Below are 13368 nucleotides of genomic sequence, written 5' to 3'. Positions count from 1 at the left end.
GATTCAGTGGCGCCGGCGCCTGCTGGTCCGCTGGGAGTTCTATCCTCAAAACTTTCTCGGTTTCGTTCAACTCGCTTGCCTACTTATCCTCTTCAGGCAATTTTGAGATAGGTTCTAGTGTCCTGATTGCGAAGTTCGCATTATTGCGCGGCAACCGGGTTTGCGAACTTCGGAATCGAAAGGACACTAGCAAATCATTATTTCTAGTGTGGCTTTGGTTCAGAAGTCCGCATCGCTAACTCGCAGTAACAATGATGCGGACTTCTGAACCGCCACACTAGTGGAGTTTAGGATTTGACATTCGCGTTTCACGAGCTTGCAGCTAGTGCTGCCGATTTGAAGTTCCTGCGGTGCAAGCGGCGCATTCGATCCAGGAACTTCAAACCGAAAAGCGGCACTAGAGTCATAGGTTTTCTAGTGCCCATGACTTTCCGAAGTTCGTGAAAGGTGGGTGCTGCAACGGGATACGAACTTCGGAAAGTGGGCACTAGCTGGGTAGCGAATGTCAAATCCACTCCACTAAAGCACGATGAAGTTGGGTTCGATTAGAGTCGCAATGGAGGTATGCTCCCTCTCCCTTTGGGAGAGGGTTGGGGTGAGGGGTTACAGTCTTTCGTGAGGCGGTGCCCCTCACCCGGATCGCGCTGGACGATGCTTTCGCATCGCCAGGAGCGATCCGACCTCTCCCCGGCGGGGAGAGGTGAACTGCTCGACTGACAAAGCGATTGAACCAAAAATCATCACGCTATAGCGCCGATCGCGGACGCTCACGCGGCCGACTTGCCCTCATAGGCCTTCTTCAGTTCGGCGATGTCGAGCTTGACCATTTTCAGCATCGCCTGCATTGCGCGCTCCGCGCCCGCGCGGTCCGCTCCGCCGAGCAATTGCGGCAGGACCGACGGCACGATCTGCCAATAAAGGCCATAGCGGTCGCGGAGCCATCCGCATCGTTCCACCGACCCGCCATTGCAGGACAGCGCGTCCCAGAGATGATCGACCTCGGCCTGGTCCTTGCAGTCGATCTTGAAGGAGACCGCGTGGGTATATTCGAACCGCATGCCGCCGTTGAGCGCCATATATTCCTGGCCGGCGAGCGTGAACTGGACCACCAGCACGGTGCCGGCCTTGCCGGCGGGACCGTCGACGGGGTTTTTCTGGATGTGCTCGATCCGCGAATCCGGCAACAGCGAAACGTAGAATTTCGCGGCTTCCTCGGCTTCACCATCGAACCACAGGCAGGGCGTGATTTTTGACATGGGTCAGGCTCTCCTCTGATAAGGCCGACCACAGGACGAACGAGCGGACCCCGATCCGACAGCGGCGTTTGAATTTTTGCCCGCCGCAAGGCGGCCGGGAACGCTTCATTCCGGGCCGCTCGAAAACCCGGAATGAAGCTTTGGAGCATGATCCGGACCACAAAGGGCCGCGTTAGCGCAAAGTGGAAACCGGTTTTTCCTCGCGACAAACGCGGAACACGTTTGCGCGCAGATCATGCTCAAATAAAGAGAAAAGATCATGATGCGATTCCGCTTAATCGCATCATGATCTAGCCCTTACGTGCAATCGGCGTCGGCATGTCGAGGAACGCCCGCGTCGTATGCCAGAACAATTGCCGGTTGGTGGCGAGCACAAGGGAATGCGCGGTACCCGGAAGGATGATGAACTGGCGGTCGCCGTTTGGCAGCGTGTTGAAGAACTCCTCGAGGTCGGCGACGGTGGCGATCCCGTCATATTCGCCGCGCACCAGAAGCACCGGCGACATCACCTTCTTGGGATCGACCAGCGGCAGATTGGCGACCATATCGAGATAGGTGCCGGTCGGAACCTGATCGCCGAACTGCATCTCGACATCGGCCAGCGCCTCGACCGCCGCCTGATCGCTGGTTCCGGGCTTGTCGCGGGTGGCGATCGAGCGAATCATGTCGCGGTCGCGCTTGCGCATGTTGTGGGTGCGGTAATAATCGACCTGCTCGGCGCGCTTGGCGAGCGTCGGCGATCCCTCGCCCTTGTAGGTGAAAGCCGCCAGCACCAGGCGGTCGACGCGCTCGGGCGCGACCATCGCATAGGCGCCGGCGCGGATCGCGCCGGAGGATTCCCCGATGAAATGAAATTTCTGCCGGCCGGTTTCCCGGGCCACGACTTCGACGGCGGCTTTCAGGTCTTCGACGCCGCTCTTGATGTCCGAATTGCCGGAGGTCTTGCCGGATTTGCCGTAGTTTTCATGATCCATGGTCCAGCAATCGAAGCCGTAGCGGGCGAATTCATTCATGACGGACCACTCGGCATGGCCCGGCACGTTGATATCGAAACACCGCGAGGTCACCGAGGAACCATGCACGAAAAACAGTACCGGCTTCGACGGCTCGCCGGGCTTCGGCGCGCCGACGCGCTTGCGGAACATCCACAGCGGCACGTCGCCCTTCTTTGCCCAATATTCGCTGCTCCAGATCTCGCCGCCTTCCATCGCCGCAACCGCATGGTCGGTTGGAAGCGCAGCCGAGACGCCGCCGGCAACGAGGCCAAGGCCTGCACCCTTGATCACGGTGCGGCGGCCAAGCGATTGATTGAACGGTTTCACGATTTCCTCTCCGATTGATTCTTGGGGATTTTCTTAACGCCCTGCAGCGCGGCGTCAATTTGAAGACGAAGCCATCTGAGGTTTCCACGGGCGACCGCAACCTATCAGACCGCGCCCTCAGCCGGAAGCCGTCCAACCTGGCAGGGCTGGGGCGCAAGATCGCATACAAGCGACCATGACGGCGGGCCTACTTCTTCTCGGCCGGGTCTCGGTGCACCGGATCGATCCACAGCACGGTCTCGGGTTTCTCGACCGGCTCGATGTCGAGATTGATCGCCACCGCCTCGCCGTCGCTGCGCACCAGCACGCACTCCAGAACCTCGTCCGGACTGGCGTTGATTTCCTGGTGCGGCACATAGGGCGGCACGAAAATGAAATCGCCGGGGTTGGCCTCCGCGGTGAATTGCAGCCGCTCGCCCCAGCGCATCCGTGCCTTGCCCTTGACGACGTAGATAATGCTCTCGAGATGGCCGTGATGGTGCGCGCCGGTCTTGGCGTCCGGCTTGATGGTCACGGTGCCGGCCCACAATTTCTGGGCGCCGGCGCGCGCGAAATTGATCGCGGCCTTGCGGTCCATGCCAGGCGTCGAAGGAACGTTGGGATCGAGCTGGCTGCCGGGAATGACCCGGACACCGTCATGCTTCCAGCGCTCTTCGCCCTGATCATGCGAATGATCGGAATGGGAGTGACCGGAACGGGAGTGATCGTGCGCCTTCGCCATGTCGTGCTCCCGAAGTATATCAGCCCTTCACATCCAGCAACTCGACGTCGAAGATCAGGGTTGCGTTCGGAGGAATGACGCCTCCGGCGCCGCGGGCACCATAACCGAGCGCAGGCGGAATGATCAGCGTGCGCTTGCCGCCGACCTTCATGGAAGCAACGCCTTCGTCCCAGCCGGCGATCACCTTGCGCTGCCCGATCGGAAATTCGAACGGCTCGTTGCGGTCGACCGAACTGTCGAATTTCTTGCCCTTCTTGCCGTCCTCATAAAGCCAGCCGGTGTAATGCATCACGCAGATCTGACCGGGCTTTGGCGTTGCTCCGGTACCAACCTTGCTGTCGATGATTTGCAATCCTGAAGCGGTGGTCATGGGTTTTCCTGCGGTCTGGGCTGATGCGGCGGTCGGCATCAATGCTGTCATTGCAAAAAATGCCACCGCGACAGCAACCAATATCGGGGTCGTCGCACCCGGAAAGCGTCGCATTTTCTTCAAGTCCTTCTGAAGCGATCAGAGGGTTGTCTAGCCCATCGCTCGAAGCCTTGCCAGCCCGTCCGGTCATGCAAAAACACTTGAGGCGAGATCGCCTCCCCCTTCAAGAGGCAGGGTCGAAAGAGCGCAGCGCCGTTACGTCAGCTGGAACCAGGATCAACAATGCCACGCTGCCGACCGCGGCGAAGGCCGCCCCAAACAGGAACACGCTGGTATGTCCGACATGGTCCCAAAGCCATCCACCGACAAGGCTCGCCACCAGGCCGCACAGTCCTACGATCGTATTGTACCAGCCGACCCCGCTTGCGCGCAGCTCGGGTAGCACATAGTCGCTGGCGAGCGCCTTGCCGACCGCGCGGAATATTCCCTGATAGAGGCCGTAGAGAACGAAGAGTGCTCCGATCAGCGCGACGTTCGGGCTGAGGGCAAAACCGAGATAGGTGGCAAGGAAGATGCCGAACGCCGCAAGCAGGACGTTCCTGCGGCCGAGCCGGTCTGACAGAAATCCTGCCGGGTAGGAAATCAGCGCCGCCACCAGATTGTATCCCGCATAGATCAGAATGGTCGTCGTCAAGGAAGCGCCGATTTCGGTGGTCTGCAGGATCAGGAAGGCATTGCTGGAATTGCCGATCCCGAATAACGCAACCGCCAGCAGATATTTCCAGTAGGCATAAGGAAAACGCCGCGGGCTGACGTCGATTCTTGCTATCGCCTCGACCGCCGCTGGCCGCTCCTCGACCAGAAGGACCATCAGGAAGCCGAGGAGACCGGGAATGATCGCCAGATAGAAAATGAAGCGGATATCGAACTGCAGCACGATCAGCAGCAGGATCGCGAGCAACGGTCCGAGGAATGCCCCGGCATTGTCGCCGAGACCTTCGAGCCCGAACGCCCGGCCGCGATTTGCCTCGTCCACCGAAGCCGCAATCATGGCATCGCGCGGCGCAGAACGGGTGCCGGCACCTAGCCGGTCGAGGAATCGCCCGCCCATCACACCTTCCCAGACCGTGGCAATTCCGATCAACGGCTTGCTGATCGCCGAGAGCAAATAACCGGCCAGCGCAATGGGTTTCCTCCTCTGCAATCGGTCGGACAACGAGCCGGAGAAGCCCTGGACGATGTTTTGCGTCGCAGTGGCGATGCCTTCCACCAGTCCGATGATCGCGCCGTCTGCCTTCAAGGTCTGTGTCAGGAAAATCGGCAGGATCGGATAGACCATTTCGGTCGAGATGTCAGAGAACAGGCTCGACAGCGCCAGCAGGAACGAATTCCGCGACAGGCCGGCGAAATACCGATCTCTTATCTTCGCCATGACGAACTCCCCGGCGCCGGCGCGGAACGCAAGGTCAGCGTGCTGCGCCACGCGCAGTGAAGCAGAGGTTCGTCACCTCGTGCAACCAGGCGCGTCTGCCGTCGCTGGTTTGGCTGCTGCGTCAATAGCCGAGCGCGCAGCCATCCTTGCGGGGATCGGAACCGCCCGTGAGCGTACCCTTCTCCCAATCGATCCAGATCGCCTGCCCGCCGCCGAGCGGCGGAATGATCTTGGTGGTCTGGTGCCCGAGCTTCTTCAGCCCATCGACCACCTCTGCAGGCACGCCGTCTTCGAGCTGGTAGACATTCTCATAGTGCAGGCCGCGCGGCATATCGATCGCTTCCTGCACATCGCAGCCATAATCGAGCATGTTGGTCAAAACGTGCACCTGCCCGACCGGCTGGTATTGCCCGCCCATCACGCCATAGGGCATCACCGCGCGGCCACCTTTGGTCGCGAGCGCCGGAATGATGGTGTGGAGCGGCCGCTTGCCGGGCGCGATGCAGTTGGGATGTCCGGGCTGAATGCGGAATCCCGCGCCGCGGTTTTGCAGCAGGATACCGGTCTTGTTGGTGACGATGGCCGAGCCGAAGGAGTGCGCGATCGAATTGATGAAGGAGCAGACGTTGCGATCCTTGTCCACCACGGTGATGTAAACCGTGGAGGGATTCATCGGCGGCGATACTTTCGGCAATTCAAGCATCCGGTCCATGCGGATCTTGCCGGCGTATTCGTCGGCGAATTCTTTCGCCAGAATCCGCGCCACATCGACCTTGACATGAGCGGGATCGCCGATGTGCTGCTCGCGCATCATGTAGGCGACCCGCGCGGCTTCCGCCTCGAGATGAAACCGCTCGACGCTCACGGGTTTAAACTTCGTCAGGTCGAAATGCGACAGGATGTTGAGCATCACCAGCATGGTGATGCCCGGTCCGTTCGGCGGGCATTGCCAGATATCGAGCCCCTTGTACGTGGTGCCGATCGGCACGGTCGTCTCGGTCGTGTGCGCGGCAAAATCTTCCAGCGTGTGCAGGCCGCCGATGCCGCGCAGCGTTTCGACCATGTCTTCGGCGACGGCGCCCTTGTAGAAAGCGTCGCGGCCGCCCTTGGCGATCGCCCGCAGCGTCTGACCAAGCTCGGCCTGCCGGATGACGTCGCCGGCGAGTGCAGGCTTGCCGTGCGGCAACAAATAGCGCTCGGTGTTGGTGCCCTTTTTCAGCTTCTCAAAACCGTTGTTCCAGTCGAAGGCGATTCGGGGTGCCACGACATATCCCTCTTCCGCCGCCTTGATCGCCCGTTGCAACAACGTGTCGAGGCCGAGCTTGCCGTGGTCGCGCAGGATGGTCGCCCACCCATCGACCGCGCCGGGAATACTGACGGCGTGAGCCGAGGTCAGCGGAATCGCGTGCATGTCGCGCTCGAGATACCATTCCGCCTTCGCTGCCATCGGCGCGCGACCCGAGCCGTTATAGGCCACGATCTTGCCTTCACCCTTTGGCTGAATGAGCGCGAAGCAGTCCCCCCCGATCCCGGTCGACTGCGGCTCGATCACGCCTAACAGCGCGCAGGCCGCGACCGCGGCGTCGGCGGCCGTACCGCCCGATCGCAGCACATCGATCGCCGCCAGAGCGGCCAGCGGGTGGGACGTCGCCACCATCGCGTTCTGGGAATGGACCGTCGACCGGCCGGCGAGATGGAAATTTCTCATGCCAAATGGCTCGCTTTTTTCGCTGATTTCAGCGTGGACCTCGGTGCATGCCGGGGGCGCTTTTTCCGGGGTTACTTGGCACATTCATCCCTTGCTGGGCAATGCTTGGCGTGCATGACGGGGCGCATTCTTCCTGCTTTTCGAAAGGCTCAATTCGCGGGCCGGGCTGGAGATCCGGTCGGCCTTTCCCCACCGCAGGCGCCCTGATAAACCACCGTCATGCCTTTCCAGGTCGTCGCCTTCTACCAATTTGCCGCGCTGCCCGATTTCCGCGACCTGCGGGAGCCGCTGCGGGCGCTTTGCGCAAATCTCAAGCTGAAGGGCAGCGTGTTGCTGGCGCAAGAGGGCATCAACGGCACGCTGGCGGGGACGGCGGACGCCCTTGCTGAACTGGTGCAGGCGTTGCGCAACGGCGATCTGTTCGACGGCCGGCTCGACAAGCTCGAACTGAAATTCTCAAGCGCTTCAGCACTACCGTTCAAGCGCCTGAAGGTCCGGTTGAAGAAGGAGATCGTGACCCTGGGCGACGCGGAGACCGACCCGACGCTGCGGGTCGGCACCTATGTCGACCCGGCCTGCTGGAATGACCTGATCACTTCACCCGACACAATCCTGATCGACACCCGCAATGCATTCGAGGTGGCGATGGGCACGTTCGAAGGCGCCCTCGATCCCGGCATCAGCAGTTTTGGCCAGTTCAAGGATTTCACCGCGCGAAGACTAAATCCGGCCAAGCATCGGAAGATCGCGATGTTCTGCACCGGCGGGATCCGCTGCGAAAAGGCGTCAAGCTATCTGTTGGCGCGCGGCTTTGCCGAGGTCTATCAGCTGAAGGGCGGCATTCTGAAATATCTGGAAACCGTGCCCGAACACCAAAGCCGCTGGCGCGGCGAATGTTTTGTCTTCGACGAACGCATCGCGCTCGGCCATGGATTGCGCCAGCGCCCGACAGGACAACATTGCGATGAGTGACTCCAAGACGCTGATTGATCGCATGGACAGGCTCGAGACAAGGCTGACGTTTCAGGACGATGCCATTGAAACTCTTAACAAGACCGTCACCGAGCAATGGACCAGGATCGACGCGCTGACGCGCCAGCTCTTAATTCTCAACGAGCGCCTGCAAGAGGCCGAAACGCACATACCGCGGCCCGCAAACGAGCCGCCGCCGCATTATTGAGATGAGACAGGCTCTCCGCGATCTGCGCTCCGTGATGGTCCGGCGGATCACGCAGCCTGTCTTTTACGGCCGCGTGCCCTTTCGCCTTTGCGGTGCGGCTTTGATGGCGCCGGCTGTGCCACACTGACGGGATCGGAGGCCGGAAAACTGTCTTCCAGTCCGGTATCCAGCCTTTCGTGCCTATCGCGGCCGGCCGCGCGGGCGCTACCGGGCTTGTCGGCATGCTTGTCATGCGGCGCGGGATTGAATTTGTCAGCCATGTTGAGCCTCCATGTCCGAGATAACGCGGGGGCGACACCCCATGTTCCGGGCGACGGAGCCTAGCCAATGGCTTTCGATCCCTTCTTAGCCTTGGCCTTGTCCGCGTCCACAGTGTAATCAGAAGCTCATCTCGTCTCCCGATTAACGCAGCGGACCAAGCGTTTGCCCCGGAATCATACTGTTAAACCGTTTCTTGAAGTGCTTTCCGGCCGCAGGCAGGCGATACCGCCGGTCTGGATGATGCGGCAGGCCGGCCGCTACCTGCCGGAGTACCGCGAGGTCCGCGCCAAGGCCGGCGGCTTCCTCGATCTTTGCTTCACGCCACAATACGCCACTGAGGTCACGTTGCAGCCCATTCGCCGCTTCGACTTCGACGCCGCGATCATCTTCTCGGATATTCTCGTCATCCCCCACGCGCTCGGCCGCTCCGTACAATTCGAAGCCGGCGAAGGCCCGCGGCTCGATCCCCTGGATACGCCGGAGAAGGTCAAAACATTGGCTTTGCATGCCGACTTCGACAAGCTCGAGCCCGTGTTCGAGGCGCTTTCCCGCGTCCGCCAAAAGCTCGATCCAAAAATCGCGCTGATCGGTTTCTGCGGCGCGCCATGGACGGTCGCCACCTACATGGTGGCTGGACAAGCCACGCCGGATCAGGCGCCGGCGCGGATGATGGCCTATTGCCACGTCGATGCCTTTTCGAAAATCGTCGACGTGCTGGTCGAGAATTCGATCCGCTATCTGCTCGGCCAGCTCAAGGCCGGCGCCGATGCCGTGCAGATTTTCGATACCTGGGCCGGCGTGCTGCCGCCGCGCGAATTTGCGCGCTGGTCGACCGAGCCGACCCGCCGCATTGTCGAAGGGGTGCGCAAGCAAGTCCCTGACGCAAGGATCATCGGCTTTCCCAGGGGCGCAGGCGCGTTGCTGCCGGGATATGTGGAGGCGACAGGCGTCGATGCCGTCAGCATCGACTGGGCAGCCGAGCCGTCATTGATCCGGAAGCGTGTGCAGAACCGCGTCGCGGTTCAGGGCAATCTCGATCCGCTGGCGCTGATGGCCGGCGGCGCGGCGCTCGATCGCGCGGTCGACGACGTGCTCGACGATTACGCGCAAGGGCGCCTGATCTTCAACCTCGGCCACGGCATCCTGCCGGAAACCCCGATCGCGCATGTCGAACGGATGCTCAGGCGGGTGCGGGCGTACAAGGCATGATCCGGACTCAAAGCGCCGCGTGAGCGCAAAGTGATGACTACCGCAGTATCGCTACGGTCTCATGCTCCGGCCCACTCTAAATCCAAGCGTGTCGAACCTGACTTTTCTTTCCCGATCGAACCGGACAGCGGCACGGACGAGTTCGGTCTCGTTGTGCCAGGATCCGCCTCGAATGACGCGATAATTGGCATCGCCGCCCTGGAGCCATGCCGAACCATCGACTGGTGCGCCATCGTAGCTGTCGTGCCAAATGTCTTCCACCCATTCCCAGACGTTGCCGTGCATGTCGAAGAGCCCAAACGTATTGGGCCGGAATGACCCAACCGGCGCGGTTTGCAGAATAGGGCCGTCATTGCAACCGTTGCAGTTGGAGTTTCCGATGCCAGGCTCGTCTCCCCACCAATAGCGCGTGTTTGAGCCAGAGCGTGTCGCATACTCCCACTCGGCCTCGCTCAGCAGTCGGTACTCTTTGCCTGTGACCCGCGAGAGCCAAGCCACATAGAGTTTGGCGTCGTCCCAACTTACATTGATCACGGGCATGACGCCCCGCCCCCACGCGTCCTTGGCACTCGGGCAGCCCGCGGCTTCCACGCAGGCATCCCACTGATCGAACGTTATCTCGTATTCGGAAACGGCAAGGGGTTCGGCGATCGTCACTTCGTGCTGAGGACCTTCGCCCGCAGTCCGACCCACCTCGTTTTCAGACGAGCCCATTGTAAATGTGCCCGCGGGAATCACCACCATGAGTGGACAGGCAACCGCGCAATCCCTGAACTCAGAAACGGCTTTGCCGACGCCTTTCGCCTGGTTCTGAGTAAGCACGATCGGGGCAGCCGAGGACCTCTGCTTTGCAGTCTCTGCCGGTGCTCCCGTTTCAACCCAGGTGAGGGCTCCAAGCCAAAATAGGCTTGAGATGATGTAAATAAGTGCGGTCTTGGTCCTCATACAAATCCTATCTGACAACAGTTAGGAAACTCAGCAAGTGGTGCAGCTGACCTTATCTCTTTCTGCTTCTGGGCCCTTGGTGGACATGCCGCGAGATCGGTACAACGTCTGCTTTGGCAAGCACAATCGACAAAGGTCGATATACGTCTGCTTGGAGCGCCACGAATCCATGAGTACAAGGCCCAAAGCGCGAGGTGCCTTGGAGATTATCGCGGCCGGCTGCGTTCGATGATGTCGGATGCGCCCTTCGCCAGCAATTCCAGGGCGACCGCGCGGCCAAGCTCGCGCGGGCGGTCGGCGGGCCCGCGGCCGGAGGCTTCGATGAACATGAGGCCTGCTTCATCGAGCACCGAGGCGGTCAGCGACATCTGCGCGCCGTCGATGCTCGAATATCCCGCGATCGGCGAATTACAATGGCCGTTGAGCACCCACAGCACTTCGCGTTCGGCGTCGGCGCATCGGTGCGTTTCGAGATCGTCGATGCAAGCCAGAATGCCCCGCGTCTGCCAATCATCGATGGCGCATTCCACCGCGACAATCCCCTGCCCCACCGCAGGCAGCATTTCCGCGCGCGAAAATTCATAGGCGATGCGCCCCGCAAGGCGAACGCGCTCCAATCCCGAACGCGCCATGATCAGGGCATCCGCCGGACCCGTCTCGCCGCCGCCTGGAAGACGCTGCTTTTGCTTTTGGTCGAGCTTGCGCATGCGCGTGTCGGCTGCGCCGCGAAAATGGATCACCTCCACTTCCGGAAACAGCCGGCGCGCGTAAGCCGCACGCCGCACGGCATTGGTGCCGATCTTGAATCCCTTGCCGCGCGACCGCCGGAATTCCTCGAGCGAGATACCCGGCCGCAGCACCAGAACGTCGCTTGCGGACTCGCGGCTCAGCGTCGCGCCGATCACGAGCCCAGGGGTGTCCTCGTTGCCCGGCATGTCCTTGAGCGAATGCATGGCCGCGTGCAACTTTCCCGCGCGAACGGCATCGCGGATTTCGGCGACGAAGGCGCCGCCCTTGCCGCCATGCTGCAAAAGCTTGCTGGTCTGATCGATGTCGCCAGTGGTCTCGAACTTGACGATCTCGACGTCAATATCGGCCACAGCCGCGGCAAGCTGCCGAGCAATCTGCTCGGTCTGCACCAGCGCCATGGCGCTTTTGCGCGTGCCGATCCGCAGTCGAATTGCCAAGAGCTCCTCTCCGAATTGACGTGCGGAAAAAACCGTGGTTATCCGCAAGTTTGCAAGATAGAACGCGCTGAGGCGGGAAGCAAACCTGTCCGGAGCGATAGTTTTCTACCGCACGTCCTGCAAGATCACATCGGAGGCTTTCTCCGCGATCATGATGACCACCGCGTTGGTGTTACCTGAGACGAGGTCGGGCATGACCGAGGCATCAACGACGCGCAGGCCTCCGAGCCCGCGAACGCAAAGCCGCTGATCGACGACGGCAAGCGGATCATTTCCCATCCGGCACGTCGAGGTCGGATGATAGATGGTTGAGCCCCGCGCGCGGCAAAACTGCAATAGCTCCTCGTCGCTTGCGACCTTGGCCCCCGGATCGATCTCCTCGACGACATAGGGTTTGAGCGCGGGCGCGGCGAGGATTTTGCGCAGCATCTTCAAACCCTCGACATTGGCGGTACGGTCGGCTTCGGTCGAGAGATAGTTGATCCGTATCTCCGGCGCAGCTTCCGCCTCCGCGCTTTTGATGCGAAGCGAACCACGGCTCTCGGGACGCAACTGGCAGACCGATGCGGTGAAGCCCGAGAACGAATGCAGCTTTTCTCCCATCCTGTCGGTCGAAAACGGCAGGAAGTGAACCTGGATATCGGGCGTCGCCAGGCGCGGATTGGTCTTGAAGAAGGCGCCGGACGTGCCCGCCGCGATCGTCAGCGGGCCCTTGCGCAACGCCGCATATTGCAATCCGGTGAGAAACTTGCGGGTGGGAGAATTGACGACGTCGTTGAGCGTGATGGGTTTGGAACAGCGCATGATCACCCTGACCTGCATATGGTCCTGCAGATCGTGACCGACGCCCGCCGCATCCATCACGACTTCAATGCCGTGCCGGCGCAACAATTCCGCAGGGCCGACGCCTGAGAGCTGCAGTAATTGCGGAGAGTTGAAGGCACCGCCCGAGACGAGGATTTCCCTGCGCGCCCGCGCGGTCTTCTGACGTCCCGCCTGGCCATATTCGACCGCAACGGCACGGCGTCCATCGAAGACGATGCGCCGCGCGAGCGCTGAGGTCTCTATCCGCAGGTTGTTGCGGCGCCTGGCCGGACGAAGATAGGCGACCGCCGCACTCGCCCGCCGGCCATGCCGGGTCGTGGTCTGGAAAAATCCGGCGCCCTCCTGCGAGGCGCCGTTGAAATCGCGGTTGACCGGCAGCCCGGTCTCGGCCGCCGCGGCGATGAAGGCGGCAGAAAGCGGATCGGGATGCCCGAGATCGCAGACCGGCAGCGGGCCACCGACGCCATGAAAATCATCCGCCCCGCGTTGCTGGTCTTCGGCTTTCTTGAAGTAGGGCAGGACGTCGTCAAAACCCCAGCCCTGGTTGCCGTGCTGGCGCCAGCGATCGTAATCCTCGTGCTGGCCGCGAACATAAAGCAGGCCGTTGATCGAACTCGATCCGCCCAGCACCTTGCCGCGCGGCTGAAATACGCGTCGTCCGTCGAGCTCAGGCTCCGGCTCGGTCTGGTACATCCAGTTGACGGTTTTTTCCTTGAACAGCCGGCCGTAACCGAGTGGCACGTGAATCCAGAGGTTGGTGTCCCTTGGACCGGCTTCGAGCAGCAGCACCGAATTCTTTCCATCGGCGCTCAGGCGATGGGCGAGCACGCATCCGGCCGAGCCCGCGCCAACGATGACGTAGTCGAATTCGAGAATTTCGGCGGCCGGTGAAGCCCTTCGGCTCATGTCATTTCCTCACTCGCGACGGCGCTGGCGCGACCTGAAATGTGGT

At 61.2% G+C, this 13368-nt stretch carries 14 protein-coding genes; 4 read left to right on the top strand and 10 right to left on the bottom strand.

The window, feature by feature from the left end:
- Nucleotides 1–767: 767 nt before the first annotated feature.
- From VNX23_RS28015 to VNX23_RS28000, 4 genes are all read right to left on the bottom strand, one after another.
- The gene (locus tag VNX23_RS28015; protein WP_325634815.1) at nt 768–1256 is read right to left on the bottom strand and encodes a VOC family protein; all 489 of its coding nucleotides are present in this window, start codon (nt 1254–1256) and stop codon (nt 768–770) included.
- A gap of 290 nt (nt 1257–1546) precedes the next feature.
- Entirely contained in the window at nt 1547–2578 is a 1032-nt protein-coding gene (locus VNX23_RS28010) for an alpha/beta hydrolase (RefSeq protein WP_325634814.1), read from the bottom strand.
- A gap of 187 nt (nt 2579–2765) precedes the next feature.
- On the bottom strand, nt 2766–3299 hold the full coding sequence (locus VNX23_RS28005) for a cupin domain-containing protein (RefSeq protein WP_325634813.1): 534 nt from the start codon (nt 3297–3299) through the stop codon (nt 2766–2768).
- Between the two features lie 19 nt (nt 3300–3318).
- A complete protein-coding gene (locus VNX23_RS28000; protein WP_325634817.1) occupies nt 3319–3720 on the bottom strand; it encodes an FKBP-type peptidyl-prolyl cis-trans isomerase in 402 nt (133 codons plus the stop codon).
- Here VNX23_RS28000 and VNX23_RS27995 point away from each other — a divergent pair.
- Entirely contained in the window at nt 3668–3802 is a 135-nt protein-coding gene (locus VNX23_RS27995; RefSeq protein WP_325634818.1) for a hypothetical protein, read from the top strand. The genes VNX23_RS28000 and VNX23_RS27995 overlap by 53 nt on opposite strands.
- Before the next feature lie 90 nt (nt 3803–3892).
- Here the strand turns inward: VNX23_RS27995 and VNX23_RS27990 are convergent, their stop codons facing one another.
- Entirely contained in the window at nt 3893–5101 is a 1209-nt protein-coding gene (locus tag VNX23_RS27990; protein ID WP_325634812.1) for an MFS transporter, read from the bottom strand.
- Between the two features lie 121 nt (nt 5102–5222).
- Nucleotides 5223–6809 (bottom strand): gamma-glutamyltransferase, encoded by a 1587-nt coding sequence (gene ggt / locus VNX23_RS27985; RefSeq protein ID WP_325634811.1) that lies wholly within the window; start codon nt 6807–6809, stop codon nt 5223–5225.
- 219 nt (nt 6810–7028) lie between these two features.
- On the opposite strand from ggt, the gene VNX23_RS27980 reads away from it, so the two are divergent.
- A complete protein-coding gene (locus VNX23_RS27980) occupies nt 7029–7781 on the top strand; it encodes a rhodanese-related sulfurtransferase (protein ID WP_325634810.1) in 753 nt (250 codons plus the stop codon).
- A complete protein-coding gene (locus VNX23_RS27975) occupies nt 7774–7989 on the top strand; it encodes a SlyX family protein (RefSeq protein WP_325634809.1) in 216 nt (71 codons plus the stop codon). The genes VNX23_RS27980 and VNX23_RS27975 overlap by 8 nt, the downstream gene beginning before the upstream one ends.
- A gap of 47 nt (nt 7990–8036) precedes the next feature.
- Here VNX23_RS27975 and VNX23_RS27970 read toward each other — a convergent pair whose 3' ends face one another.
- A complete protein-coding gene (locus VNX23_RS27970; protein WP_325634808.1) occupies nt 8037–8249 on the bottom strand; it encodes a hypothetical protein in 213 nt (70 codons plus the stop codon).
- A gap of 163 nt (nt 8250–8412) precedes the next feature.
- Here VNX23_RS27970 and hemE point away from each other — a divergent pair, with 163 nt between their 5' ends.
- The gene (hemE, locus tag VNX23_RS27965) at nt 8413–9459 is read left to right on the top strand and encodes a uroporphyrinogen decarboxylase (protein WP_325634807.1); all 1047 of its coding nucleotides are present in this window, start codon (nt 8413–8415) and stop codon (nt 9457–9459) included.
- 51 nt (nt 9460–9510) lie between these two features.
- Here the strand turns inward: hemE and VNX23_RS27960 are convergent, their stop codons facing one another.
- The 3 genes from VNX23_RS27960 to VNX23_RS27950 form a co-directional block, all read right to left on the bottom strand.
- Entirely contained in the window at nt 9511–10281 is a 771-nt protein-coding gene (locus VNX23_RS27960) for a formylglycine-generating enzyme family protein (RefSeq protein ID WP_414643096.1), read from the bottom strand.
- 329 nt (nt 10282–10610) lie between these two features.
- Entirely contained in the window at nt 10611–11591 is a 981-nt protein-coding gene (gene hemC, locus VNX23_RS27955) for a hydroxymethylbilane synthase (RefSeq protein ID WP_325634805.1), read from the bottom strand.
- 105 nt (nt 11592–11696) lie between these two features.
- Nucleotides 11697–13322, bottom strand: coding sequence for a choline dehydrogenase (locus VNX23_RS27950; RefSeq protein ID WP_325634804.1), 1626 nt, complete (start codon nt 13320–13322; stop codon nt 11697–11699).
- Between the last annotated feature and the right edge of the window lie 46 nt (nt 13323–13368).

It is taken from the genome of Bradyrhizobium sp. (assembly GCF_035570375.1).
Classification (GTDB): domain Bacteria; phylum Pseudomonadota; class Alphaproteobacteria; order Rhizobiales; family Xanthobacteraceae; genus Bradyrhizobium.
This window is presented reverse-complemented; position numbering and strand designations above follow the sequence as displayed.